23 protein-coding genes are annotated in these 25,801 nt (G+C 68.0%); 18 read left to right on the top strand and 5 right to left on the bottom strand.

Annotated elements, in window-relative coordinates; all coding sequences use genetic code 11:
* Positions 1-172 precede the first annotated feature (172 nt).
* The 8 genes from ABLG96_RS01015 (at position 173) to ABLG96_RS00980 (ending at position 6,077) form a co-directional block, all read left to right on the top strand.
* Positions 173-1,144 carry a histone-like nucleoid-structuring protein Lsr2 gene (locus tag ABLG96_RS01015; protein ID WP_353649576.1) on the top strand — a complete coding sequence of 324 codons (972 nt, stop codon included), beginning with the start codon at positions 173-175 and terminating at the stop codon, positions 1,142-1,144.
* Between the two features lie 85 nt (positions 1,145-1,229).
* A complete protein-coding gene (locus tag ABLG96_RS01010; protein ID WP_353649575.1) occupies positions 1,230-1,763 on the top strand; it encodes a hypothetical protein in 534 nt (177 codons plus the stop codon).
* Positions 1,760-2,407 (top strand): RES family NAD+ phosphorylase, encoded by a 648-nt coding sequence (locus ABLG96_RS01005; protein ID WP_353649574.1) that lies wholly within the window; start codon positions 1,760-1,762, stop codon positions 2,405-2,407. The genes ABLG96_RS01010 and ABLG96_RS01005 overlap by 4 nt, the downstream gene beginning before the upstream one ends.
* A gap of 91 nt (positions 2,408-2,498) precedes the next feature.
* The gene (locus ABLG96_RS01000) at positions 2,499-3,425 is read left to right on the top strand and encodes an NYN domain-containing protein (RefSeq protein WP_353649573.1); all 927 of its coding nucleotides are present in this window, start codon (positions 2,499-2,501) and stop codon (positions 3,423-3,425) included.
* Positions 3,385-3,780, top strand: coding sequence for a hypothetical protein (locus tag ABLG96_RS00995; RefSeq protein WP_353649572.1), 396 nt, complete (start codon positions 3,385-3,387; stop codon positions 3,778-3,780). Before ABLG96_RS01000 ends, ABLG96_RS00995 begins: the two co-directional genes overlap by 41 nt.
* A 594-nt stretch (positions 3,781-4,374) precedes the next feature.
* On the top strand, positions 4,375-4,677 hold the full coding sequence (locus ABLG96_RS00990; protein ID WP_353651632.1) for a hypothetical protein: 303 nt from the start codon (positions 4,375-4,377) through the stop codon (positions 4,675-4,677).
* A complete protein-coding gene (locus tag ABLG96_RS00985; protein WP_353651341.1) occupies positions 4,641-4,739 on the top strand; it encodes a hypothetical protein in 99 nt (32 codons plus the stop codon). The genes ABLG96_RS00990 and ABLG96_RS00985 overlap by 37 nt, the downstream gene beginning before the upstream one ends.
* A 759-nt stretch (positions 4,740-5,498) precedes the next feature.
* Complete coding sequence (locus tag ABLG96_RS00980; protein WP_353649571.1) at positions 5,499-6,077, top strand: DUF2510 domain-containing protein; 579 nt, start codon at positions 5,499-5,501, stop codon at positions 6,075-6,077.
* 206 nt (positions 6,078-6,283) lie between these two features.
* Here ABLG96_RS00980 and ABLG96_RS00975 read toward each other — a convergent pair whose 3' ends face one another.
* Positions 6,284-6,781: a hypothetical protein gene (locus tag ABLG96_RS00975; RefSeq protein WP_353649570.1), complete on the bottom strand. Its 498-nt coding sequence runs from the start codon at positions 6,779-6,781 to the stop codon at positions 6,284-6,286.
* Between ABLG96_RS00975 and ABLG96_RS00970 the strand changes: the two genes are divergently transcribed.
* Entirely contained in the window at positions 6,774-7,532 is a 759-nt protein-coding gene (locus ABLG96_RS00970; protein WP_353649569.1) for a hypothetical protein, read from the top strand. The genes ABLG96_RS00975 and ABLG96_RS00970 overlap by 8 nt on opposite strands.
* Before the next feature lie 184 nt (positions 7,533-7,716).
* Here ABLG96_RS00970 and ABLG96_RS00965 read toward each other — a convergent pair whose 3' ends face one another.
* From ABLG96_RS00965 to ABLG96_RS00950, 4 genes are read right to left on the bottom strand one after another with little or no spacing between them, the layout of a single operon-like run.
* Positions 7,717-8,904 carry a Wadjet anti-phage system protein JetD domain-containing protein gene (locus tag ABLG96_RS00965; protein WP_353649568.1) on the bottom strand — a complete coding sequence of 396 codons (1,188 nt, stop codon included), beginning with the start codon at positions 8,902-8,904 and terminating at the stop codon, positions 7,717-7,719.
* Positions 8,901-12,296 (bottom strand): ATP-binding protein, encoded by a 3,396-nt coding sequence (locus ABLG96_RS00960; RefSeq protein WP_353649567.1) that lies wholly within the window; start codon positions 12,294-12,296, stop codon positions 8,901-8,903. The genes ABLG96_RS00965 and ABLG96_RS00960 overlap by 4 nt, the downstream gene beginning before the upstream one ends.
* Positions 12,293-12,916: a DUF4194 domain-containing protein gene (locus tag ABLG96_RS00955; protein WP_353649566.1), complete on the bottom strand. Its 624-nt coding sequence runs from the start codon at positions 12,914-12,916 to the stop codon at positions 12,293-12,295. The genes ABLG96_RS00960 and ABLG96_RS00955 overlap by 4 nt, the downstream gene beginning before the upstream one ends.
* Positions 12,913-14,370: a DUF3375 domain-containing protein gene (locus ABLG96_RS00950; protein WP_353649565.1), complete on the bottom strand. Its 1,458-nt coding sequence runs from the start codon at positions 14,368-14,370 to the stop codon at positions 12,913-12,915. Before ABLG96_RS00950 ends, ABLG96_RS00955 begins: the two co-directional genes overlap by 4 nt.
* A 118-nt stretch (positions 14,371-14,488) precedes the next feature.
* Between ABLG96_RS00950 and ABLG96_RS00945 the strand changes: the two genes are divergently transcribed.
* The 9 genes from ABLG96_RS00945 to ABLG96_RS00905 all read left to right on the top strand — a co-directional run bounded on the left by ABLG96_RS00945 (position 14,489) and on the right by ABLG96_RS00905 (position 25,783).
* On the top strand, positions 14,489-17,821 hold the full coding sequence (locus tag ABLG96_RS00945) for a DEAD/DEAH box helicase (protein ID WP_353649564.1): 3,333 nt from the start codon (positions 14,489-14,491) through the stop codon (positions 17,819-17,821).
* Between the two features lie 62 nt (positions 17,822-17,883).
* A complete protein-coding gene (locus tag ABLG96_RS00940) occupies positions 17,884-18,771 on the top strand; it encodes a hypothetical protein (protein WP_353649563.1) in 888 nt (295 codons plus the stop codon).
* Positions 18,761-19,498 (top strand): HIRAN domain-containing protein, encoded by a 738-nt coding sequence (locus ABLG96_RS00935; protein WP_353649562.1) that lies wholly within the window; start codon positions 18,761-18,763, stop codon positions 19,496-19,498. Before ABLG96_RS00940 ends, ABLG96_RS00935 begins: the two co-directional genes overlap by 11 nt.
* A 479-nt stretch (positions 19,499-19,977) precedes the next feature.
* Complete coding sequence (locus ABLG96_RS00930) at positions 19,978-21,264, top strand: extracellular solute-binding protein (protein WP_353649561.1); 1,287 nt, start codon at positions 19,978-19,980, stop codon at positions 21,262-21,264.
* Positions 21,265-21,275: 11 nt separating this feature from the next.
* A complete protein-coding gene (locus tag ABLG96_RS00925) occupies positions 21,276-22,256 on the top strand; it encodes an ABC transporter permease subunit (RefSeq protein ID WP_353649560.1) in 981 nt (326 codons plus the stop codon).
* On the top strand, positions 22,253-23,179 hold the full coding sequence (locus ABLG96_RS00920; RefSeq protein ID WP_353649559.1) for a carbohydrate ABC transporter permease: 927 nt from the start codon (positions 22,253-22,255) through the stop codon (positions 23,177-23,179). The genes ABLG96_RS00925 and ABLG96_RS00920 overlap by 4 nt, the downstream gene beginning before the upstream one ends.
* A complete protein-coding gene (locus tag ABLG96_RS00915; protein ID WP_353649558.1) occupies positions 23,176-24,228 on the top strand; it encodes an ABC transporter ATP-binding protein in 1,053 nt (350 codons plus the stop codon). The genes ABLG96_RS00920 and ABLG96_RS00915 overlap by 4 nt, the downstream gene beginning before the upstream one ends.
* Positions 24,228-24,950 carry a glycerophosphodiester phosphodiesterase gene (locus ABLG96_RS00910; protein ID WP_353649557.1) on the top strand — a complete coding sequence of 241 codons (723 nt, stop codon included), beginning with the start codon at positions 24,228-24,230 and terminating at the stop codon, positions 24,948-24,950. Before ABLG96_RS00915 ends, ABLG96_RS00910 begins: the two co-directional genes overlap by 1 nt.
* The gene (locus tag ABLG96_RS00905) at positions 24,947-25,783 is read left to right on the top strand and encodes an inositol monophosphatase (protein ID WP_353649556.1); all 837 of its coding nucleotides are present in this window, start codon (positions 24,947-24,949) and stop codon (positions 25,781-25,783) included. The genes ABLG96_RS00910 and ABLG96_RS00905 overlap by 4 nt, the downstream gene beginning before the upstream one ends.
* The last annotated feature ends 18 nt before the right edge of the window (positions 25,784-25,801 follow it).

The following is a 25,801-nucleotide window of genomic DNA, read 5'->3' as shown; positions in this document are numbered from 1 at the left end:
CCCTGCCGCTCATGTGATCAGGACGGGATCTCGACTCCTCCGTCGCTCGATCAACGGGGGGTCGCTCGATCGCTCCCCGGACCCTGCCGCTCATGTTCAGGTCTATACGGGATCTCGACTCGTTCCTTGCTCGATCAGCGCTGGGACGACGCGCTCGTGCCACCATGGAGCGGTGCCGGACGACCTGCTGATCGCGCGCAACCCCGAACCCGACTCGAAGCTGCCCTACCTGGTCCGCATCCCGCTCGGGGCCGAAGGAATCGTGGTGAAGGCGCGCGAGACGTGGCCCCGAGCGTCGAAGGTGTTCTGTCACCGGTCGACCGAGTGGCCGGCGGACGCGGAGATCATCGAACGCTGGCCGGTGCGCGCCTGCACCCGCCGCGGACCGGCCATCGACCTGATCCTGGAGCGTGCGCGGGAGAACCGGTCGCAGTTCGTCGTCACGATGGCCCGCGGCCGCGAGATGGTGTTCTGGCAGTCGCCCCGGACGACGAAGCAGGCCCGCCCGAACGTCACCCTGCCGAGAGCCCGCGCCCACGGGCAGGTCCTGGAGATCCTGGTCGACAGCGCCGAGAAGTACCCGTGGCGGTTCTCGGCGCAGCAGGCGACCACCCGCCGGCAGCGCCTGACTGCCGGCGACTACGCGGTGGAACTCGACGGCGAGGTGATCGCCGCCGTCGAACGCAAGACCCTCGAGGACCTCGCATCCTCCCTGCTCAACGGGAAGCTGCGGTATGCGGCAGCCGAACTGGCGACGCTGCCTCGCGGCGCGATCGTCGTGGAAGACCGCTACAGCAAGGTCTTTGACCTGCCGCACGTCGCCGGCGCCACGGTCGCCGGGGCGTTGGCCGAGTTGCAGGCCCGCCATCCGCAGATCCCGGTCGTGTTCACCGAGAGTCGGCCGCTGGCGCAGGAATGGTCCTACCGCTGGCTGGGTGCCTGCCGGGCAGAACTGCTGCAGCACAGAGCATCCGAGGACACCGACGAGTTCGTACCGGCCGGCCCGGTACCGCCGAAGCCAGCGAGCGAGGCCAGCGCCGCCGAAATCCGCGCCTGGGCCGAAGAGACCGGCGTGCAGGTGAACGCGAAAGGGCGGATCCCGGCGACGGTGCGGGCGGCTTTCCAGGCACGGCACGACAGCTGACCGGCCGGCACCGGGGCCGCACATTCGTGCCACCCTGAACGTGCGATTCCGTGCACTGCTCTTGATCGCACGGTAAGCTCGTCGCATGTCCACTCTCGACCAGCTGCTGGTCCGCCATCACGTCGATCTCGACCAGGCCGAGCGGGCCCTCCGACAGATCCTCGAGCCTGCTGTGCCCTTGACCGCCGGCCAACTCGCGGAGTTGGCGGACTCCGGCTTCCATCTGGATGCTCATATCGACACGACCCACGCGCTCAGCGCCGAAGCAGTGCGCCAGAACCAGCTCGCAACCGCCCACACCGGCGCCGAGGTGGCAGCCAACAATGCCATCTCTGCTGGACGAGTCCGCAGCCGAGCCGCTGCAGGCGAGCTGGTGTCGGTACTGGTCGACGGGGTGCAGCGGTTCCCCCGGTTCCAATTCGACGAGGCGGGCCGACTCCGACGGGGTCTGGACAAGGTGTCCCCCCACATTCCCGACGACTGGTCGTGGATCGGCTACGACAACTACCTGGCCACCCCGTCACTGGCTCTGGACGGCGACATCGTGACCCCCATCGCCTGGCTGGCGGCCGGAAAACCGGCAGCCGTCGTCATCGCCAACATGGGCAACAATTGGTGAGCGGCACGCCCAAGTTCCCAGGCCCTCCTGCGGCCCTGCCACCAGTCGACCAACGGGGCGATCTGATCGAGATCAGCGGACCGCTGTGGCGGATCTTCCCCACGACCAGCGTGCATGCCACAGCCTGGAACACGTTGCGGCGCTGGGGACCTGTCGCGGCTCGCTTCGACCCTCACCCGCCACCCCCAGCCGAGCATCTGGACCACGGAGTGCTCTATGCCGGTGGCGATGCGGTGACCGCCCTGGCCGAAGCGTTCGGGACCAACCGCACTGTCGACGTCCGCGCCGGGAGTCCCTGGCTGGTCAAGTTCACGCTGGGTGCTGGTCCGGCGCAGTTGGTGGACCTCACCAGCACCTGGCCGACCAGAGCCGGTGCATCCCAGGAGATCTGGACCTCACCCGATCGACGACGGACCCAGAGTTGGGCCCGGGCCATCGCCGCCGCGTTCCCCGATCTCGGCGGGCTGCACTACGGCTCGTCGATGCACGGAGACCGCGCCTTCAACGTCGCCCTCTGGGAACCTGCGGAAGCGGCACTGACCGCTGCCACCGTCCACTTCGCAGAACCGTTGGCCCATCCGGCGTTGGCTGCGATGATCCAGGACGCCTGCGGCCGACTCGGCTACCACTTCCTCGGCCAGTAGGCCACGTCGGGATCTGCTGCTGCTCCCATCAGGCTCGAGGACGGGACCGCAGTTACGCTGCAACCTGCTGAGCCGACCGGGGACGTGAGCGATGAACCGCTGCGCAGTGTTGATCGACGCGGGTTACCTGCTGGGAGCGGCTGCGTCCGTGCTCAGCGGTGACGCCAACCGGACCCGACTGGCAGTCAACTACGCAGAGCTGATGCGAGCGATCGCCGGCGAGGCCGCGGAGCAGACCGGGGTGCCGGTGCTGCGGTTACTGTGGTTCGACGGAGCACGCGACGGTCGGCCGACCCAGGACCATCGAGCTCTGGGTCTGCTGCCGGACGTGAAGGTCCGGCTCGGGCTGACCGTCACCCACGGCGGACGCGTACAGCAGAAGGGCGTCGATTCGTACTTGCGACGTGACCTCACCACCCTGGCCCGCAACGGGGCCATCTCGGACGCGGTGCTGATCGGTGGTGACGAGGATCTGCGGCAGGGCGTCGACGAGGCCCAGGACCACGGCGTCAAGGTGCATCTGTGCGGTGTCGAGGCTGCCGCGACGGAGTACAACCAGTCGCACACGTTGATCGCCGAAGCCGACCGGCGCTGGATCATCAGCGCAGCGTGGATCGGCCGGTTCGTGACGCTCCGCCCGGTCGGGCAGCCGACCGCGCCCGCGGTTCCCTCCCAGGAGCCTCTCGAGCCGGTGGGCCCGGGGGCTGGAGCCCGAGGCCCCACCGCAAGCGGTCGCGGCCGAGCAGCCCGTCCCGTCCGAGGCGCCCGTCAGCCCCGAGAAGCCGCCCGCGCCGAACCAGCACACGCCCGTCGAGTCGGCGCCCGCCGCAGCACCGACGCCGACACCTCCCCGCTCGTCCCCGGTGGTTCCGCCGGTGCTGCACCGACCGGGCCAGCCGACTGTGCCGCCGGCCGAGACGGTTGTCGCGACCGGAGCCGACCTGGAACGGTTGCGGGAGTACATCCGGGGCGGCGGAGTGAGTCATCTCGGGACTCCGGCAGCGCCGCCGACGCCTGACCTGCCGCGACTACGCGAGCTGACCGACGACCGGCAGAAGTGGTCCGACAACGAGGAGGACGCCAACACCGGCGCCCTCACCGCCGAGGAGATCGGACACCGCTACGGGCGACGTTGGGCGATGCGCGCCGACCCTGCCGACCGGTCCACGATGCTCGCGCTGCGTCCGCGGATGCCACGTCACCTGGACGCTGAACTGCTGCGCTACGCCAACGATCTCGGCTTCGACACCTGGGAGGACGAGCAGCAGAAGGTTCGACATCCGGGCCGCCGCCTGGGAGTCGATCGCCGCCGAGCCGTCACCGGCCTGAGCGCGGGCTGGCCCGCGCCACGATCCAGCTTCAGTGCCCGGTGACCGGAACCTCCGGACCAGCGCATGTGGACAAGCAGATGCGACGAGCTCCGCACGGCATTACCCTTCGACCCGGAAGTCCGCGCAGCGTGAACGGGGCGACAGTGGTTCCATTCAAGCGACTGACCTGGATCGTGATCTCTGCTGCGGTCCTGGAGACGTCCGCCTGCACCTCCCAGCCGGCACAACCACCGACCCAGTCCCTGGTCCCGATCACCGTCAGCCCGTCGGTCGCCGGCGCCATCGAGACGAAGACCGGCCCAAAGTTCAACTTCGGACGAAAGAACAACTTCTATCGGAGCTCGATGGTCCGCACTACGTCTGCCTGCACCGTGTCGCCGCGCCTGACGATTTCGTTTCCGATGCCATGACCTACCAGCCACCGGAGATCACCCCCGCGGTCCTCCCTCAGATCCGAGAGTTGCTGGCGTCCGGCGAGCTGGCTATGCCCGAGCGCCGCTGGATGCCGGAGATCGGCTGATCGGGCGGGCGACTACGCAGTGGAACTCGACGGCGAGGTCATCGTCGCTGCTGAACGGCAACCTCCGTTTTGCGGCGGCGGCGGCGCTGGCGTCGCTCCCGCGGACTGCCATCGTCGTGGAAGATCGCTACGGCAGGGTGTTCGCACTGCCGCACGTCGCCGGCGCCACCGTCGACGAGGCGCTGGCCGAGCTGCAGGCTCGTCAGCCCCAGATTGCCGTCGTGTTCGCGGAGATCCGACCGCTGGCGCAGGAGGGGTCCTACCGATGGCTCGGAGCGTACCGGGCAGAACTGTTGCAGCGGAACGTATCCGAGGAATCCGGCACGTTCCGGCCGGCTGGCCCGGCTCCCGCTGCTCGCCGGCAGCTGCGACCGCGGCAGAGATCCGCGCCTGGGCTGCACGCATCGGCGTGGAGGTGAACCTCAGGGGCCGCATCCCGGCGGCGGTGCGGGAGGCATTCGAGGCGGAGCAGCCGGGCTGACCGCCGCAGCACGCGGCGGACCCGGTTCGGCGGGTCGCCTGCCACAGAGCCGATGGCCCAGCCAAGCGCAGGGCGCCCTGCCTGCGCGTGCTCCTTGTGGACAACCGAGCGCCATCGGCCGGTCCGCGATAGGCTCCGCGGAATATGCCGGACGGGGCGGTACACAACGTCGGCGGGGGTCGATAGTGCGCCACGTCAAGTGGTGGACGATCGCTGAACGGGGGGCACTTGAATGAACGGCCTTGGATTGATATCCACGGGTGTGTGGTCGGCACGACCTCGCTCCTGGACCCGGACTTTGCGTGGTCCCTGGCCGGGCGGTCGGCAACCGGATGCACGGTCTCGCGCCGGCCGAGCCCACGCCGCACGCGACCTACACCCGTGTTTCAGCACGACACTTCTCGGCGCCTGGCCATCAGGAACATCCCCATCGCGCCGGCAATCGATCACGCGCCGCTGCCGCACACCACTCCGCTCCCGGGCGATGACCGTTCGATCTGCGGTCATCACAACGCGCCGCGGCCACCACGCCGTGACCGAACCGGCCAGGGTCAGTCTCGACAGTCACACACTCGATGACGATCCCCCGGACCGCGGGCCGTGCCGTGCTGAGACCCGGCATGCCGCGTGCCGCCTTCAGCAGAAATTGATCCGTGGACACAACCACACCTGTTGCAGCCCAGGCCATCGCACCACATGCCTGTGGTCACGCACCACGACAACGTCACAAGAGACAACCGTTGAGAAGACAGGATTCAGATGACGCAAGCAGGGTGGTACCCGGATCCGCACAACGCTGCGGGGCGGCGCTACTGGGACGGCGACGACTGGACGGAACGCACCGATCCACCTGCAGCTGCGCCGAACCTCCCAGCGATCACCGTCGTGGAATTGGACAAACAATCCTCCGCTGAGTCGACCTCGGCTGAGTACGGTTCGGGCTGGTATCCGGATCCGCAGCAGCAGGGTGTGCAGCGCTACTGGGACGGAACCGCATGGACCCAGCACACAGCGCCTGCAGTCCACCAGGCCGCATTCGGCAGCAGCCAACAAGTGGTGATCGTCAACAACTCCCAGAAATCTTCCGGTCTCGCGTTCATCCTCGGACTGGTGTTCGGGCCGCTCGGAATGTTGTACGCCACCGTGCCCGGCGCGATCCTCATGTTCCTGTTCATGACGATCGTCGGGTTCATTGTTGGCTTCGCCACGTTCGGGTTCGGGCTGGCGGTGTTCCTTCCGCTCAGCTTCGTCATCTGTGGGATCTGGGCCGCGGTGTCCTCGAACCGCAAGAATGTGAACCCGCACATCGTCATGGCCAACAACAGCTACCACCACTGACCGGCGGTGCAGGTCCCACCGCACACCTCTCCTGTCGGCGCCGAACCTCGAACAGCACCCAGCTGACAGGACTGGCGCGAGCGGGGTGAGTCTCCGCTCACCTCGTAGGGCGAGTGAAACCCGCGGCACGTGCCCAGGTCGCTGTGCTGAGCCTGGGTCGCAATCGGCAGCTCAGCGGCTCCGCTGGGGCAGGGGCAGCGACCGGGTCAGATCTGGAACGCATGTTGCCGGAGCCGCTTCCGCACAGAAGAATTGAAGAAGGGGAGGAGAACCATGAGGGTTCGCAACTGGTTGAGGAACGCGACCGTCGCAGCAATCGCGACCGTGTTGGTCGCCGGCTGCGGAGGAGTCGTTGCGGGCCAGCCCGTGTCGGCCGGCACGCAGCCGAGTCGGGCGTCATCTCTGGCGCCGTCGGCAAACCCGGGCAGTTCGTCGACGTCGAGTAGCGAGTCAACCACGACGCCGTCCTCATCGACCAGTACACCTTCGGCGGCCGGAACGCCCTCGACGCCAACGGCCACCCCGCCCTCTACGTCGGACCCAGCTGCGCCGAGCAGGCCGTCCCCGCAGTCGACAGGTTCGTTCGAGCGGCCAATCTCGCCGTCTCGAACCACCATTGTCGCAACGCCGCGCACCGCCGCCTCCACCGACCTCCGTCCGGCGGATCCGGTGTGGCCGGGAACGGATTGGGCGAAGGTGATCACCCCGGTTCTCGGATGCACGGCCGGGCCAGCTGACGTCATCCAGACCCCACAGTCAGCCGACCTCGACGATGACGGCATCCCGGAAGCGGTGATCACCGCGCAGTGCCCAACCAGTACTTCGCCCAGTTCGGTCGTGGTTCTCGCGTTCTCCGGGGTGTACGCCCCGTCTTCCGCGAAGGGGCTCCTCGCGAGCTACGCGGCCGCGGAGCGATTCGTGTCCGCAACCACCACTGTCGCGCCCGGCAAGATCGCCGTCGCCGGCGTCGGGCGCTCGATGGCGACAGCCAACTGCTGCCCGGACGTGAAGGTCCGGTTGACCTACACCACCATCGGTACCGACCCGAAACCAGTAAGCCGCGTCGTCGAACTGCTCCCCACGACCGAACCGGGCTCCTATCGCGGGTTCATCACCCCGTCCAAGAACATCGTCTGTGGGGCATTGTCGCCGGACATGCCGGAGAAGGGCGCGATTTGCAACTTGACCGTCGTCGACTACCCCACCCAGGCCTGCGACGACGAGACCGAACCCGGGAACGTGTGGATCGTCGACCCATCCGGGCGGATACAGCAGAACGAGCCGAAGACGTGCCGCGGCGACCAAGCCATGTACCGCTACCGGGTGCCCATCCCGTACGGGACCACCGTGGTGATCGGCTCGGTGTCGTGCGCGGTGAGTGAGCAGGGTGTCACGTGCACAAACCGAGATGGGCACGGCATCACCATGTCCAGGTCCGCGTGGAGAGTGTTCTGACCGATCACCTTCGTAGCCCTGACCGCAGCGGCCCTGCATTTCGCGGAGCCGCTGGCCCATCAGGCCATGGCCGCCGTGATCCAGGACGCCTGTCGTCGTTTCGACTGTCACTGCCGCGGAAGAGTCGCCCACCCCACCCCCCAGTCTGCGCCGACGGCGACGGGCGCGTTCCTGCCCCCGTCGACTACTGCGCCTCCAGCCGGTCCAGCACCCAGTCCCAGTCGAGGCGCTCCTGCTCCAGCCGCAGTGACGGTGCGTGGACATCTTCGACGAGCTCCTGGTAGAGCAGCTGCTCGTCGTCGAGCAGATGATCGAGGCGGGCCCTGGTCGGCTTCGGATCACGTCCCCAGCGGTCGCGGTGCTGCAACAAGGTACTGCGGTCCATCAGCATCGAGCGGGTGTGTGGGAGCTGGCTGCGCACCAGCGACAGGATCGCGAACCCGTGGCTGTCCAGGTCGCCGGCGTAGGCAACACTCGGCGCTGAACGCATCCACGGCATCCTGCCGAGCCGGCCCGCAGAGAATCCAGCGCCCCAGATCACCACTCCCTCCGCCGGGATCGGTACTGCGGCATACGTGACCAAGTTCTCCACGATGAGCACCTGCTGCACGGCGACCTGCAGCCGAGCCGCCTCCTCGGGTCGTAGCGCCAACTCCGACACCGCGGATGGAAGTCCGAGAAAGCCTGCATCACATCGGATCCGGACCAGATCGGGTACGGACTGCAGCCCGTACCGTTCCGCGAACTGCCTGGTCCTGGATCGCTCGGAGCTGATCCGTCCGGTCGGCATCACGGCGTCCAACAGGGCAGCGATCACACTGAGATTCGTTTCGATGAACTTGGTGTCGATCCCGTCGAGATCGATCTCGCGCAGATACCGGCCGGCGCCTCGCTCGGCGACCCACCGGGTCGCGCGCAGGATCCGCTGCCAGTCCGCGGACACCCCGATCACCCGCAACGGTTCGCACAATACCCACGGCTCGGCCTGTGGCAACAGCTCCCAGGTCTCCGCGAGCGCCTCGTCCAGCGCCCGCGCCTGCCGCGCGACCCCGAGCAGCCGCCACGCCTGCTCGTACTGCTCGACCACCGCCCGGCTGGGAAGCTCGTTGCGTCCTACCGAACGGCCACCCACCGCCCTGTGCTGCAGCGAGAATGCCGCCCCGTTCGCGCTGGCCTCGAGCAGTGCCGTACGCCATCGACCTACTCCGGTCAGGTCTTGCGCCAGCTCCGTCGCCGTCGGACCGCGCAGCGGCACCTCCACCCTCGGGAACGGCTCGCGTTTCAGGTAGGCCCGCGGCAACGACCCGTCGTCCCAGCGCCGCCGCAGCTGCGCCCGGACGTGCTCGGGTGTCGACCAACCCGCCGCGCTCATCGTCCGACGGCCTCGGCCACCAGCGCCGCTTCCCGGGCAGCGCGTTGCTGCTGGAACTCGGTGATCGTCAACGTTTGCAGGCGCGATCGGTCGCCGGTCCGGTTCTCGACGAATCCCACCGCGCTGACGTGCGGTTCGATGATCCGCACCTTCTGCAGCGGGGTGACGATCAGCAACTGAAGACCGAGTTTGCCGAACAGGTCGAGGGCATAGCGCGTCGAGACGTCGGACCCACGCCCGAACGCCTCGTCGATCACCGCGAAGCGGAAGTCCTTCGACGCCCGCACCCCCCACTCCAACCTGAACTGGTAGGCCAGTGAGGCAGCCAGGATCGTGTATGCCAGCTTCTCCTTCTGCCCACCGGATTTGCCGTCGGAATCGGTGTAGTGCTCCCACTCCTCGCCGGTCTCCCGCGACCGCTCGGACGCCGCGAAGGTGTACCAGTTGCGCACATCGCTGACGTACTGCGTCCACCGACGATCGACCTCGGTCAGACCCTCCCGCCCGACGAATCGCTCGATGATCTGCTGGACGCGCAAGAACCGCTCCTCCGAGTACCGGTCGTCGTGCGCGAGTGCGTCGTCGGTGCACGCCCGCAACGCCTCCCGGAACTCACGCACCTCCGCGTTGACGGTCGGCTGGGCGACCAGCCGGATCAGGCGGCCGGGGTTGTACTCGATCGTGTGCAACGATTCGTTGATCACGTCGATCCGTTCCCGGATCTGCCGGGCCGCCTTGTCCAATGACGCCTGAAAGCTGGCGATCTCGTGGATGGCGTTCGTGTTCAGCTGGCGTTTGAAATCGGCCTCGAAGCGGGGCAGGTCGTCGTGCGCGATGCGTTCGTGCAGGGTGCGGAACTCACCGGCGGATGCCAGATCCACATCCACGTCGACCGTTTCTGTGGGCCATTCCTGCCGGAACTTCTGCATCATCCGGACGGCTCGTTCGCCGATCGATTTCTGTCTGACCGTGTATTGGTCCTTGGTGCGAGCGAGTACGGAGCCCAGTTCACGCTCGTGCGCGGCGCACTCCGGCAGGCTCGCCGGCAGCGCGGCAAGCGCGGCCAGGGTGTCGTACGACGTGCGCATGACGGTGATGTGGTCCGGCTCGACGGCCTGCACCCGGGAATCGGCGGCGCGCCGGTCATTCTCGTTGTCCTGCACTCGCTGTCGCAGGGCACCCAACCGTCCCTCGAGCTCGGTACGCGAATGCTCGGCGGTGTCGATCTCATCCTCCACCCGATCCAGCTGCGCGGTCAGCTGGGCGAGCGCTGCGTTGCCCTCCCGCAGCGTGCGGGCCTCTGCTTCCAGCCGGTTGACGGTCGCGACCGCAGACCACCAATCGAGCTCGGTCCACGTCCGGTACTCAGCCAGACCCACCAGGTGTTGGATCCGCGTCCGGCACTGCTGCTCGCCCTCGACCGCCGTGTCGAGCGTCGATCTCAGTGTGGTGGCCTCGCGCTGGATCTGTCCGGCCCGCTCCAGCAGTGCGGCGATCTTGTCCTGGTTGCTCCAGCCGAGCACCCACCGGGTGCGATCGTCCACCGCGAAACGATCGTCCTTCTCGTGTCGTCCGCCGGCGGATTTCAGCTGGCCCTGCCGGGTGACGGCCTTGCTGTGCTGGGCGAACTCGGCCATCGTGTCCGCGCACACCAGATCCGCGCGGCGCAGCAGTTGGTTGTCCATCCACTCGGCGAAGCCTCCCGGCTTCACCTCGAGCACATCGGCGAGAATCATCCGATCTGCCAACGGTTTCGGGGTCATGGTGACCCGCGGACTGACCCGGTAGTAGACGAACCGCCCGTCGAGGTGGTGGTCGTTGACCCAGGCGGCGGCTCTCTCGTACTGCTCGCTCGGCACCAGGACCGACAATGCGAAGCCGCGCAGCACGCGCTCCGCGGCACCGTGCCACTGCGCGTGTTCGGATCGGACCTGGATGAGCTCGCCGGCGAACGGCAAGCTCGCGGCGTCGACGTCCAACGCCTGAGCCAGACGTTCGCGCAACGCCAGACTGCGATGGTCGATGTTGGACTGGCGGCCCTCAAGACTGCGCAACTCCAGGTTGACCTCACGACCAAGGTCGTCGACCCGGCGTTTCTCGACGGCCAGCTCGGTGCGTCGATCGCCGAGCTCGTCGATCTCGGCTTCCGCGGTCGTCCGCTGCTCGGCGACCAGCGCGACGGATGCGGCGAATGACCTCGCGTCGGTGATCGGCGGCAGGCCCGCTTCGGACACCAGTAGTTCGTGACGCCGGAACCGCCGCCGTCGCTCATCCCGCCGTCGCGACTCCTCGTCGATCAGCCGTTCCAGCTCGCCCAACCGCTGGCCACCGGCCGTGTCTCGGGCCGAGATCAGCCGGTCGCGGTCGACCCGCAACGCCGTCAACTCCGCACCCTGCCGCTCGTGCTCGGCCTCCGTCTGTGCGAGTTCCGCAGCGAGCTGCGCGCCGAGTGCGTCCGACAACGTCACCAACTGCTCGGCGATCCAGATCGGCAGCGCCGTCGTCAGCGCATCCGCGCGCACGAGGTCGGCGGCCAGCTCGTCGTGTTCGTGCAGCGCCACCACCAGCGGTTCCAACTGTCCCAGCTGCACACTCGCGGTGCTGACGGCGGCGTGCGCCCGCGACAGGTCCTCGAAATGCCCCACCAGCGAGCTAATCCGTGTTGCAGCATCAGCACTCTCGAGCATGTGCGCCCGGACGAACTCGGTGAGGCTGCCCACCGACTTCATCGAGATCGTCTGGTGCAGCAGCTCCAGCGCCTGCTCCGAGCCGATGCCCAGCAACCGGCGGAACCGGGTGCCGTATTCCGGGAAGTGATCGTGGACCCCCGCCCCGGAACTGCGCAGTCGACGTTTCAGACCGGCGATCTCGGCCCCGAAATCGGCGAAGTCCGCGCTGATGTCCAGGGCGCGCTCCGCGGTGACGAAGAACCTGTTCGGTGTCCCCTGCCCGGTGTCCCGCATCCAGAAGACCTGCGCCAGGGTCACTTCCTCGTCGCTGCCGGCATTGGTGAACACCGCCAGCACCACCGAGTAGTGGCGATGATCGCGCAGACCGACCGGTCGCGACGATCCGGTGCTCTCGCTGAGCTCGGACCTGTAGTGGCCCAGCACATACGATCGCAGCGACCGTTCCCTGGTCTCCGCGCCCGCAGCCTTGTTGTAGTTGATCCGGTTGGCGGGCAACAACAATGTGGTGAGCGCGTCCACCAGCGTGGACTTGCCGGAACCGATGTCGCCGGTGAGCAGGGCGTTGTCGCCGCCGAGCCGGAGTGTCACCACCTCGTCGTGGAACGTGCCCCAGTTGTAGACCTGGAGCCGGTCGAGTCGATAACCCGGTCGCGCATCGACCGGTGCGCCGAGTTCCAGCGAGGAGAACAGTCCGTCGCTCACCCGCCGTCACCCGCTTCGTCGTCGCGCCCGACAGCCGCGTACTCCGCCAGCCGACGATCGAACTCGGACAGCCACTGGGCGTCGATGAAGGCCTTGATGATCCGGCGGACCTCCCAGGACGGCGGCCCGCTGGACACCGGGCGCAGGAAGCCCAGGTCGACGACCTTGGCGATGGTCCGGTCGACCTGATCGACGATCTTCGCCTCGTTCGTCGAGTCGCCGAGGAAGGTGCGCAGGTCGTCCACGAGCCGGGTGCGGGTGAGTACCAGCCGTCCTTCCCCGCTGGTCGCGTCGAATTCTGCGACGGCCTTGCGGACCAGGGCGAGCAGCAGGCTCACCGGATAGGAGAGTCGATGGCGCGGGATCAGGCGCGGCAGCGGTGCGTCCGGATCGTCGGGCAGGCTCGTCAGGTACGCATAGCCTTCGGCCTCGTCGATCCTGACCTGCAGTCCGAGGACGGCGAAGTGATCGCGAACCGCGTGCTGCAGGGTGAGCAGGTGCCGCCACTGCAGCTCGTGCTGGTCGCGGTACACCGCCCCACGCATCAGCGCGATCGCGACCACCGACAGCGGCGCCGGTCCCGTCTCGCTCCGGTCGGGAAGAGAGTTCGGGACGGTCACGGGTGCGCTCCTCGAACGGCCCGTCGACGCACGAAGGTGACCTCCGGGACACCGACCACGCGGTCGTTGCCCGCGTCGTCCACGATCGGCACGGCGGAGGGCGGCGCTGACGGATCGCCGACCACCTCGAAATCGTCCTCGTCCAACCCGAGGTAGCCCAGGATCTCGGCGAGCCCCTGCTCGGGAGGGTGATCGTGCAGCAGCTGCGACAACGACACCTGGTCACGTCGCCGGAGAGCTGCGCGGGTCAAGCCGGCCAGCTCGGCAGAGTCGACGTGGAACTGGTCGAACAGCACCGTCGGATCGACGACCGAGGTCGATGCGAGCACCTGGGTGTCGGCGAAGGACGCCGTCATCGAGGGCGCGTACAAGGGCCGGGACAGCGCCAGGTTGATCCGCGGGGCGACGGCATCGAGCTCGGTCTCCACCGCCGGCCGGGGCTGCTCACGCAGGACGAGGGCCGACCGTTCGATCGAACGCAGCAGATCCATCACCCGCCGATTCTCCAGCCAGACCTTGTCGTCGAGGAACCGGCGCAGCTGCTCCGACAGAGTGCGGACGGTCTGCTGGGTGCGCTCCGCGGCATCCATCCAGCCGTAATGGACATGGCGCACCGATCTGTCGACGCTGATCTGGTCGAGCTCGGTGAGTTTGTCGAGCAGCTCCGTCAGCTCCTCCTGGCTGCTCCGGGACAACAGGAACTCGTAGAACGCCTGGAAGCTGCGCCCCTGGTCGGAGGCGGCGATCGAGTTCCGGTCGCCGAGCAGTTCGTCCAACAGGTCGCCCTTGGAGCCTTCCCACCCCGCGATCCGCTCCCGGGTTGCACGATCCAGAGCGCGGAAGTTCTCCTCGACCTCCCGGAAGTCGGCCAGCAGGTCACGGGCTGTCGCGGTGAAGTGCTGGTAGCGGTCGGCCAGCGCCGTGCGATCCAACGGAGGGTCCAGCCCCGCCTCGGCTCTGGCCAGTTCGGCATCGATCTCCGCCCGCCGATCGGTGAGCGCAGCAATGCGGCCGGCGGGATCCACCGATGCGCCGTGCACCATCTGCCGCAGCAGCTCGATGACCGTCTGCAGCCGTGAAGCGGTACCGACGAAGCTGCGCGCCTCCAGCCCGACCACCCAGGCGTAGGCCTTCTCCAGATCGGAGGTCGCGTCGTAGTGCGGTTCGTCGGACTTCTCCGGGTAGTACTTCCGCAGCCAGCCGTGTTCGGTGTCGCACCAGGTGTCCAGGTACTCATGGGCACTCCGTGGGTAGGCCGGGCTCGCGGCATCCTGGTTGAGCGCATGCAACTGGTCATCCAGCCGGGCCATCAGCTCGGTCTCGGGCAGGCTGCGGGCGTTGTCGACGACGAATGCCACGCCGAGCACGCTCAACACGAGCGGCGCCGAATCTGCGCGCAGCAACCGCCATGCGGCCGAATGGGTCCGCAACGAAGCGATCCGATCGTGCTCCATCCCCGCCTCCGTGGTCGTCTCCGGTCAGTCTCAATCAGTTCATCACGACTCCCCGACAGCCGGCCGGTCCACGATGCCCGTCCGGGTGCACCGATCCGGGGAGGTGAACCGCTGCGCTGTGCTGATCGACGCTGGTCGACGCTGGCGGCCGGGGCGTTCGCGATCTTCGGCCGGCCTATCTCGACATCCGCACCGCCGCCTGGGAATCGATCACCGCCTACCCCTCGCTACCCTGACGCACGTGCCCTTCCCTGAGCTCACCGACCAACTGATCCGGACGATCGTGGGGACCGCCACCTTCGAGCGCGGGCAGGTCTACTTCGCCCAGGGTCGGGTGGAGTACGTGGTCGAAGAGGAGGACGGCACCGTCAGCGGCGTCGTGCGGGGATCGGCGCGGCGGCCGTACGAGGTGGTGCTGCTGCCCCTCGGGAGCGGATTCACCAGCTGGTGCTCCTGTCCGATGGAGATGGACTGCAAGCACGTTGCCGCCGTGGCAATCAGTCTGATCCGGAGCGCCCGGCAGACGCACACCCCCCGGAAGGCGGACTGGGAGCGGACCCTCGGTGGACCGAGCAGCGCCACCGCCTCAGGCGGCCGCGGCAGAACGCAGCCCGGCCTACCGGACCCGCTGGCGCTGCGCTTCGAAGTTGCCTCCGATCGTGACGGTCGGCGGCGGCTCAAGTTGACCGTGCACGGCCGCACCAAGTCCGGCACCTGGTCCAAAAGCGCGATCTCCTGGAGCCAGTTCTCCCCGGGCTACGGCCGATCCTTCGACCGTCACCCTGCTGCCCCGGTGCTGACCGAACTGCAGGCGGCGGCAAACCCGGACAACTACTACGGTTACGGCTACGGCGCACAGCCGGTTTACCTGGACGCCGTCGGTCCCGGGATCTGGCGGTATCTCAACCGACTCACCCGAGCAGGCGTCAGCCTCGTCAGCGGCACCGGCCCGACGTCGACAGCGGTCCGGCTGATCAAGGAACCGCTGCGGACCTTCCTCGACCTGCGCCGAGCGGGTGCCGACGTGCAGCTCAGTGGCGAGTTCGCCGGTCCGGTGACCATGCCCGACGGACCGGTAGTCGTCGTCGGGAGCGCGATTCCGCTCGGCCTCGCGCAACTTCCCGAGGATGCACCCGACGGTCGACTCACCCTGTGGCGCTTCGCTTCCGACCCGCCGGAGGCGTTCTTCCGGTTGATCAGTGCGCCGGCGGTGATTCCGGCCGACGAACTGCCGTGGTTCCTGACCGGCTACCTGCCGACCCTGCGGGAGGAGATCGACGTCATCTCCTCCGACGACTCCGTCGAGCTGCTCGAGCCCGAACCGCCCCGCCTGCGGTTGCACGTCAAGCTGATCGGACCGCACCGGGCTGTCCTGGAGTGGTTCTTCGACTACCCGATCGGCGATCGTCGGCTGAGCGCGAACGCTTCCAGGCCGTCCGGCGAGCCGTTCCGCAACCCCACGCTCGAGCAGGAGGCCGTTCAGAACCTGCCCACGGGACTCCCAGGCCTCGACGTCCCCACGGACCCCTCCGACCCGATCTCGGGTTCGGCGGTGTCCGGTCGGGCGCTGGTCGACGTCGTCGCGGTGACAGTTCCCGCTCTGCGCGCCGCCGGGGTCGAGGTCGAGGTGGACGACATGGTCCCCGACTACCGGGAAGCCGTGGACGCGCCGGTGATCGAGCTGGGAGTCAGCGACAGCGACACCCGTGACTGGTTCGACCTCGCTGTACGGATCACGTTGGAGGGCATCGAGATTCCCTTCGCCAAGGTGTTCCAGGCACTGGCGATCGGAGAGCCGCTGATCCTGGACGACGGCCTGATCGTCGATCTGGATCGGCCGGAGTTCCATCGTCTGGCCCACCTGATCGAGCAGGCAAGGCTGATGCTGGATCCCCAGACCGGGAAACCGCGGCTGAGCGTGCTGCAGGCGGGGCTGTGGGAGGAACTGGTGACACTCGGCGTCGTCACCGAGCAGTCGCAGCGTTGGCGCGAGCTCGTGACGAAGCTGCAGCACGTGCCGGCGGAGCCCGTACCCGTACCCGTTGCGCTGCAGGCAGAGTTGCGCCCGTACCAGCAGGACGGCTTCGGCTGGCTGTGCCGGCTGGTCGACCTCGGGCTCGGTGGTGTCCTGGCCGACGACATGGGCCTGGGAAAAACCGTGCAGGGGCTCGCGCTGATGCTGCATCTGCGGGAGACCCGCCCGGTGGCCAAGGTCCTGGTGGTGGCGCCGACGTCGGTGGTCGGCAACTGGGTGGTGGAGGCCGGCAAGTTCGCTCCAGGCCTGCGGGTGACCGCGGTGACCGCCACCGGTGCCCGCCGGGCCGAGCCGCTGGCCGACCTGCATGCCGCGTCGGACGTGGTGATCACGTCGTACGCTCTGCTGCGCCTCGAGGACGCCGACTATCGTTCCCTGGACTGGGATCTGGTGATCCTGGACGAAGCTCAGCAGGTGAAGAACCGGCAGTCCAAGGCCTACCAGGCAGTCCGGCGGTTGAACGCGAGCACGACGATCGCCATGACCGGCACACCGCTGGAGAACTCGATGATGGACCTGTGGTCGATGCTCTCCCTCGTCGCACCGGGGATGTTTCCCGATCCGGAGCGGTTCCGAACCGATTACGCGCTGCCGATCGAGAGTGGCCGGGATCCTGAGCTGCTGGCAGTGCTGCGCGGTCGTATTCGTCCGTTCATGCTGCGCCGTACCAAGGATCGGGTGGCGCTCGACCTCCCGGCGAAGCAGGAGCAGGTACTCACCGTCGAGCTCGCGCCCCAGCACCAGCGCGCCTACCAGACACGTCTGCAGCGGGAACGGCAGCTCGTTCTGGGTCTGCTCGAGGCCGACGAGACCTCCGGCGCCGGCCGCATCCAGATGCTCGCGGCCCTCACCCGACTGCGCCGCCTCGCACTCTCGACCGACCTGGTCGAGGGCAGCCCACCTGGGATCCCGTCGGCGAAGATCGAGCTGCTGGTCGAGCACCTCGTCGAGCTGGCCGCCGAGGGTCACCGCGCCCTGGTGTTCAGTCAGTTCACCGACTACCTGAAGTTGGCGCGAACACGACTGGACGCCGAGGGGATCCGCTACAGCTACCTCGACGGGCGGACCCGCAACCGTCAGCAGCGGATCGCCGAGTTCGTCGACGGTGACGCGCCGGCGTTCCTGATCAGTCTCAAGGCGGGCGGTTTCGGTCTGAACCTGACTGCTGCGGACTACGTCTTCATCCTGGACCCGTGGTGGAACCCGGCTGCCGAGGCGCAGGCCATCGACCGCACCCACCGCATCGGCCAGGACAAGCCCGTCATGGTGTACCGCCTGATCTCCGCGGACACCATCGAGCAGAAAGTGCTGGAGCTGCAGGAGACCAAACGCGACCTGTTCCGCCGAGTGGTGGACGAGTCCGACTTCGTCAGCACCGCAATGGGTGTGGACGACCTGCGGGCGTTGCTGGACTGAGTCGTGGGCTGCCGGGTGCGCGCGCTCGACTTGCTGTCGGTGCGGTGCCGGACACTGATCGCATGTCTTCATGGGAATCGGTGGACGTCACCGACTGGACGGTCGTGGACGACGAGCCGATGGGCACCAAGGACAAGCGCTGGCTGGAGGATCCGGACGGTCAGCGATGGCTGTTCAAATCCTGCCGGGTCAAGAACGAGGTGGTACGCGGCGAGGACTGGGCTGAGTGGATCACCTGGAGGCTTGCCGGCATGCTCGGGGTTCCCGCCGCTCAGGTCAGGCCGGCCCGACTCTCCGGTCACCACGGGGTGTTGTCCCTGTCCATGGTCGAGCGCGACGAGCGGCTGGTGGCCGGGAACGAGCTGCTCGCTCGCGGGGACGGCACCTACGACGAATCAGTTTCGCGGTCGAATCCTCGCTACACGCTGAGTGCGGTACACGGGGCCCTCGACGGCATGCCGGGACTGTCATTCGTGGCACGGCCGACATCGTTCAGTGCGTTCGACGTCTGGGCGTCCTATGTCCTCCTTGACGCCTGGGTTGCCGGCCGGGACAGACACCACGAGAACTGGGGGGCCATCGAGGCCCCCGATGGATCGCTACGACTGGCTCCGTCGTTCGATCACGGCAACGGGCTGGGGTTTCAGGAATCCCCGGCCCGGCACGCGGCGCTCAGCGCTGATCCAGAGGCGCTACGGCGCTGGGCCGAGCGTGGACGGAGTCATCACTTCGCCGGACGACCTTCGCTGGTGGAGGTCGCACATGGTGCGCTCCGGATGGCGCATCCCGATGCCGAGCGGCACTGGCTCGATGCGCTCGCCGACGTGGACCAGGACCAGGTCCGGGACGAGATCCGTCAGGTGTCCGCCGACGTACTGTCGGAGACGAGCGCTATGTTCTGCCACAGGCTGTTGACCGTGAACCGGAGGAGGTTGCTCGATGTCCGCTGAAGTCTCTGCCGTTGGCGTCGCTGCTGAGACCGGCCATCCCCGGACCTTGCTGCTGATCTGGCAGAATCCTGACACTCGAGTGTTCCGTCGCGTCGGTGAACTCGTGGAGCTGGCCGACGGGATGTTCACTTTTCGGTACCTCGACGGGGCACGAGACGACGGCGCCTTCCGACCGCTCGCGCAGTTCCCCGATCTCGAACGTCTCTACGGGCCCGGCCGCCTCCCTTCCTTCTTCCGGAACCGAGTGATGTCCCGGCACCGGGACTCATATCGGGAGTACCTGCGCTGGATCGGGCTGGACGAAGCCCTCGACACCCCTGTCGAGGTGCTACTACGAACTGGTGGTTCCCGGGCGACCGACACCTTTCATGTAGTTGACGACCTCCGCCAGATACCGGGTGGACCACTTGTCAGTCGATTCTTCGCATCGGGGATCCGCTACCTGCCCGGGGCCGAAGAAGCTCTCGCCGGCGTCGCTCTCGGGCAGCGCCTGGAGCTTCGTCCGGATCCGGCCAATGCCTACAACGACCGCGCGATGCTCGTTGCCGTTGTCGATGGCCGTCCCGTCGGCTACGTACCGGAATGGCTGCTCGAGGATCTCCATGAGCTTCGTGGCCGAGCACGTTCACTGTCGGTCATCGCCGAGCTGGTCAATCTCGATGCACCCTCGCATCTGAAGTTGCTGTGTCGAGTGGAGGCCGTCCTCGCCGGCCCAGCGGGCGACTGAGGTTCGACGGCGTAGCCGCGCGGCCGGCGACAGATTCTGGAAAGACCTCGCCAACAGGCCGGCAGCATCGCCGGGATCGACAACTGCGTGAGCCTGTTCTGACTCGCCACGTACCGGTGCCCCCGTTCGACCTCCTGTCGGGTCGGGCGGGGGCACCAGTGTGAGCGGCGATCTGTTGCGGGATGGGGTCTCGACGCGCTCCTTCGTCGCTTGCTCGACCATCTCAGAGTCGTGTGCTGAACGACGGGGCGGGTCGATCGCATGGGTCTCGACGCGCTCCTTCGTCGCTTGCTCGATCAACGGGGAAGTAGCTGGCTCGATCAGCGGGAAGTCGCTCACTCGATCACAGACAGTGCGCGCGGATCACCCATTGGGGAGCCATTCACCCGCAGGACACCCGGGCCTCGACTGGCAGCCACCGGGGAGATCGACGATGATCTGCCCCAGCAACTTGCCCGGGCACACCAATGGAGGTCGCCGTGCGTGCAGTCAAGATCGTGGTCCCGGGTGCTGTCGCACTCACCGTGCTGCTCGCCGCGTGCGGTGGCTCCACCGACATTGCCGGCGGGTCGAACACCCCCGCTGCCGCGCCGTCGACTGCAGCGGCGGCGCCGGCCACCAGCGGCGACTCGTCGACCTCTGCCTCCAGCGGGGACGCGACGAACTCGTCGGCCCCGGCGAGCTCGGCCGCCGGCAAGTACACCAAGGCGGCATTCACCTGCCCCACCGACGCGGACACCTTCACCTTCGCCTCCGGCGGCGACGTGAACATCCAGGACCTGTGGCAGAAGACGCTGCTCCCCGCATGGAAGACGGCCTGCCCCAGCGTCACCATCAACTTCACCTTCGACACCCACAGCGCCAATGCCAACCTCGACGTGGCCAAGGTCGGCGCCGCCCTCAAGGCCGGCAAGGAGCCCTCGGTCGACCTCACCGACAACTTCTCGCAGGCCGCCGTCCAGGCGGGCATCGCCGAGCCGGTCACCGCCACTGACGTGCCGAGCCTGGTGAACGTCAGCGCGGATCAGCTGGCCGCCCAGCAGAACTCCGCCGTCCCGTTCCGCGGCTCGGCCGTGCTGCTGGCCTACGACTCCACCAAGATCACCGCACCGCCCACCACGCTGGATGCGCTGGTCGCGTGGATCAAGGCCAACCCCGGCAAGTTCACCTACAACAGCCCGGCGACCGGCGGTTCCGGGAGCAGCTTCGTCCAGACCGTGGTCGCGGCCGGAATCCCGGCCGACGCACTGACCAAGATGCAGACCTCCTACGACGCCGCGCTGGATGCGAACTTCGCGCCGGGCCTGGCAGCCCTCAAGGAGCTCACTCCTTCGATGTACCAGCAGACCTATCCGCAGGGGAACCAGGCCGTGCTCGACCTGCTGGGCAAGGGTGAGATCGAGATGGCCCCCGTCTGGTCGGACCAGTTCCTGTCGGCCCAGAAGGGCGGCACGCTGGGCGCCCAGTACAAGGTCGTGCAGATCTCCGAGCCGTCGTTCACCGGCGGATCCACGTTCCTGACGATCATCAAGGGCAGCAAGCACAAGGCCGCGGCTGCGGCGTTCGTGAACTGGCTGCTGCAGCCGGAGCAGCAGGCCACCATCGTGACGACGATCGCCGGGTTCCCGGCCATCCCCATCGATGCGCTGCCCAGTGACGCGCAGGGCGCCTTCGCCGGGATCGACACCCAGGACCTGCGCCCGGAGTTCGAGTCCAAGACCAACGCAGACCTGCAGAAGCAGTGGGCCGCAACGGTCAGCGGCTGATCGTGGTCGACATGATGACGTCGCCGAAGACGTCGCCAGAACCGGTCCCGGACGCACCGGACACACCGCTGCGCGCCCGGGACAGTGCCTGGGGCCGCCGCCTGCGTCGGGTGGGCCTCGGCTGGCTGATGGTCTCGCCACCGGTGCTGGTGATGGTGGTGTTCATCGGCATTCCGGTCGTCTCCGGGATCCTGTTCTCCCTCGGCTACACCGGCGGCGCCAACAGCATGGCCACCACACTGTCGTTGTCGGTGCTGCAGAACGGCGGCTCACCGACGTTCGACGTGTTCGGGAAGATCTTCGCCGACCCGGCCTTCGTGCGCGATCTGTGGGTGACGATCACCGTCACCGTCGTCACGGTCGCGGTCGTCACCGTGGTGGCCTGGGCGATCGCCCTGTACGCCAGGCTGTCCGGCAGCCGGTGGGGTCAGATCCTCACCGGCATCGCCATCGTGCCGCTGTTCATCCCCGTGGTGATCGGCGCGTACGCGATCCGGAACTTCTACCTGGCCACCGGGTTCTGGGGCAGCGCCGGCCAACTGCTCGGCCTGGACCTGTCGCCGCTGAGCTACCACACCTCCGGCATCATCGTCGGCCAGATCTGGGTCTCGCTGCCGTTCGCCGTGCTGCTGATCTCCTCCGGGGTCGCCTCCGTCCCGGACGCGTTGATCCACGCCGCCCGGGACGCCGGGGCCTCGATGAGTCGGACCGTGTGGTCGGTGATGCTGCCGATGGCGACCGTGCCGACGGTCATCGTGGCCACCTTCACCGGCGTGGGGGTGCTCGGTTCGTTCACGGTGCCGTTCATGATCGGCCCGGCCTCCCCCACCATGCTCGGCGTGGACATGCAGACCAATTACACCGCCTACCTGCTGCCCCAGGACGCCCAGGCCATGGCCGTCGTGGTGTTCGCACTGGCGATCCTGATCGGCTGGGCGTACGTCTGGGCCAACGCCCGGCAGGCCAGATCGTCCTCGGTGGTGGGGTCGTGACAGCGCTGAATCCGACCGTGCTGACCGATCAGGTCGCGGCGGAACCCGAGCAGAAACCGTTGGCGCGCATCGCCATCAGCCCGTCCCGGCGGATGCTCACCAGCGGAGAACGAACGCGACGGGTGCTGTTCGGCGCGCTCGGGGTGATCGCCTCGGCCGTGCTGGTCATGTTCGTCCTCGGACCGCTGGTGTGGCTGGCGTTGTCGGCGTTCTCCGACAACTGGCGGGCCCCGTCGTTGCTGCCGCAGAAGTGGACGCTGTCGTGGTGGAGCAAGGTGTTCACCCAACCCGGACTCGGCCGGGCATTCTGGCTGAGCCTCAAGTACGCCGTGCTCGCGACGGTGCTGTCCGCACTGGTCTGTCTGCCGGCGGCCTACGCGATCGGCCGCCGCAACTTCCCGGGACGCCGCGTCGTGCTGCTCGGACTGTTCGCCACCAACGCTTTTCCCCGGATGGGTCTGTTCACCTCACTGGCCACCCTGCTGTACGCGCTGAACCTGATGGAGACCCAGACCGGGATCATCATCGTGCAGCTGCTCGGGACCGTCGTCACCATGGTGTGGATCCCCGCAGCGGCCTTCGCGTCCGTGCCACCGAGCCTGCTCGAAGCCGCCCGGGATGCCGGCGCCGGTGCCTGGCGGACGTTCCGGGCGATCACCCTGCCGCGGGCCGTTCCCGGCATCGCGGTCGCGGTGATCCTGTCGTTCCTGGCCTGCTTCGACGAGGCGCAGGGCACCTACCTGGTGGGCGGCAGCGATGCCGGGACGATGCCCACCGTGATGTACACCCTCGTCGACAACTACCCGGCACAGGCCGCTGCCGTCTTCGCGATCGTGCTGACGGTGCCGAGCATCGCGTTGCTGCTGTTGGTGCGCAAGCATATTCTCGGCGGGCACCTGGCGGAAGGATTCCAACTCAAATGACCGACGGCCTCACCCTGTCCGGCATCTCCAAGGTGCTCGGCGGTCGCACCATCGTGGAGGAACTCGACCTCCGGGTGGACCGCGGCGAGCTGGTCTGCCTGCTCGGGCCCTCCGGCTGTGGCAAGACCACCACCCTGCGGATGATCGGCGGCTTCCTCGAGCCGGACGCCGGCTCGATCACCATCGGCGGCAAGGACGTCACCCACGCGAAGCCCGAGCACCGGCCGACCGCCATGGTGTTCCAGAACTATGCGCTGTGGCCGCACATGTCGGTCGCCAAGAACATCGCCTTCGGACTGAAGGTCCGCAAGCTGCCGGCCGCGCAGATCAAGGAGAAGGTCGGCTGGGCGCTGGATCTGCTGGGCCTGGAACACCACCGCGACTCCATGCCGGCCCGGATCTCCGGCGGCGAGCAGCAGCGGGTGGCGCTGGCCCGTGCGCTGGTGCTGGAGCCCGAGGTCCTGCTGATGGACGAGCCGCTGTCCAACCTTGACGCCCAGCTCCGGGTGCAGGTCCGCGACACCATCCGGGAGATACAGCAACGACTCTCGATCACCACGGTGTTCGTCACCCACGACCAGGAGGAGGCGCTGTCGATCGCCGATCGGGTGGCCGTGATGAGCGGCGGCCGGATCGAGCAACTCGACGCCCCCGCCGATCTGTACCGCCTGCCGCGCACCAGCTTCGTGGCCGGGTTCGTCGGCAGCATGAACACCCTGCCGACCGGTCCCGGTGACGGCGGCATACCGCTCGAGGACGGCACCCTGCTGCCCAGCCCGCCGCTGGGTACCAAGGGCGACACCGTCCGGCTGCGCCCGGAAGATCTGGAGATCACCGCGGCTGACGCGCCCCACTCCGCCCGCGCGGTGGTACTGCGGGTGATCCCCCGTGGCCACTACCGCGAGGTGGTGCTGCAGTCGCACGGCACCACGCTGCGCTGCTTCACCGACAGCGATCCGGAACCGGAATCGGTGGTGGGGATCCGTGCGGCACGGGCACTGGTCTACCAGGGTGATCTGTTGCAGGACACCGTGTCCGGGACCGTCTGATGAGCGGCGACGTGCTGGCCGTCGCCCATCGCGGCGATCCGATCGGGCACCCCGAGAACACCCTCGTCGGTATCGAAGCAGCGTTCCGTGCCGGCGCTCCGATGGTCGAGATCGACGTGCGGCTGACGAGTGACGGCGCTCCGATGCTGCTGCACGACGCTGACCTCACCCGACTGTGGAACCGGCCGGAGACTTTCGCCTCGCTCACCCGTCATGAGGTGCGCACGCTGGTCGACCCCGCCGGCCAACGCCTACCCGACCTGGCCGAGGCCGCTGAGCTGGCCGTGCGCTACGACGGGCAGTTGATGGTGGACCTGCCGGAGGCGCAGGCCGGACCTGTCGCCCATGACGTGTTGGCGAAGGCCGGCGAGCTGGACCGGATGCTGTTCGCCGGCCACTGCGTGCCGCTGCGCTCCCATGCCCCCGGTGCCCGGATCGCGCTGAGCTGGGCCGAACGCGCGGAGCCGACGGAGGACTTGCTCGGCTGGCTCCGGCCGGAGTACTTCAACCCGTACTTCCTGCTGCTGACCCCTGAGATGCTGGAGCGCATGCACGCGCGGGGAATGTTGGTCTCGGTGTGGACGGTCGATGACGAAGATGCCATGCGCGCGGTATTGGACCTCGGCGCCGATGCGGTGATCTCCAACCAGATCGCGCTGCTGCTCTCGGTGATCGCCGGTGCAACATCCGACGCGGCACCTGCCGTGGGGCTGATCCGGTGACACCGCCGCCGGACGAGCAGACCGCTCTGGCGCTGGAGTTGGCGTGCGACGCGGCTCGGCAGATCGCCACCCACCGGGCGCAGACGATCACCACCAAGGCGCATGCCGCCGATCTCGTCACCGAACTCGACACGTCCATCGAGCAGACCGTGCGGGCAGCCGTCGCCGCGCGTTTCCCCGAGCACCGGTTCGTCGGCGAGGAGTTCGGCGCGACCGGCGCTGACGACGCGTCGATCAGTTGGTACTGCGACCCCGTTGACGGCACCACCAACTTCGCCCACGATCTCGGGTGGAGCTCGTTCTCGTTGTGCGCCAGGGATTCCACTGGGCCTGCGTGGGGAGTGATCGCGCATCCGACCCGACGCGAGGTGTTGGTCGGACAGCGCGGGGGCGGCGCCTGGCGGATCGCCCTGGACGAACACTTCCGACCCACCCAGGAGTGGGAGCCACTGCGCGCCTCGAGCACCACCTCGCTCGCCGGGACGGTGTTCACCACCGAGCTGCTGAGCCATCGGCCGTGGCCCGGCACCAGCGCGATGATCGGGTTGCTGGCGGACCGCTCGTGCACGGCCAGGATCATGGGCTCGTCGGCCCTGACGTTGGCCCAGGTCGGCGCCGGCCGCGCCGCGGGTGCCATCATCGGGCGGTTCTCCCCCATCGACAACCAGGCGGCGATCCTCATCGGACTCGAAGCCGGGGCCCGTTGTCTCGACGAGTCGGGGCAGGACACCACCTGGCCGGCCGGGGGCGGCGTGCTGCTGGCCGCACCCGGCGTCGCCGACGAGCTCAGTGAGCTCTGGCGCCAGGCTCGGGAAGCGGCATCCGAGACCTGAGGCGAGGGCCACGGTGGC

The organism is Nakamurella sp. A5-74 (assembly GCF_040438885.1).
GTDB lineage: Bacteria > Actinomycetota > Actinomycetes > Mycobacteriales > Nakamurellaceae > Nakamurella.
Note: the sequence above shows the minus strand (reverse complement) of the source record. Positions and strands in the feature narration are given on the sequence as shown.